Raw genomic sequence first — 319 nt, forward strand, 5'->3', positions numbered from 1 at the left:
GTTCCCGCTGAACGAGCCGGCCATCGCCAAGAAGAAGTCGTAGATCGACGAGTACCTGGAGTTCTACGGCGGCCCGGGCTGCCAGCGCCTGGCATTCGCCACCAACGACATCCTGACCACGGTGGACGCCCTGCGCGCCAACGGCGTTGAGTTCCTCGACAACCCCGACTCCTACTACGAAGACGCGGAGCTGCCGGCCCGGATCGGCGAGGCGCGCGACACGGTAGAGGAGAGCAAGACGCGCCACAGCAAGGTCGACCGCGACGAGGACGGCTACGTGTTGCAGATATTCATTATGCCGCACGGAGACCGCCCGCCG

At 65.5% G+C, this 319-nt stretch carries 1 pseudogene; it reads left to right on the forward strand.

From position 1 onward, the window contains the following. Window positions 1-319, forward strand: a pseudogene (locus UK12_RS39160) (4-hydroxyphenylpyruvate dioxygenase); the annotation flags it as partial.

It is taken from the genome of Saccharothrix sp. ST-888, assembly GCF_000955975.1.
Classification (GTDB): Bacteria; Actinomycetota; Actinomycetes; order Streptomycetales; family Streptomycetaceae; genus Kitasatospora.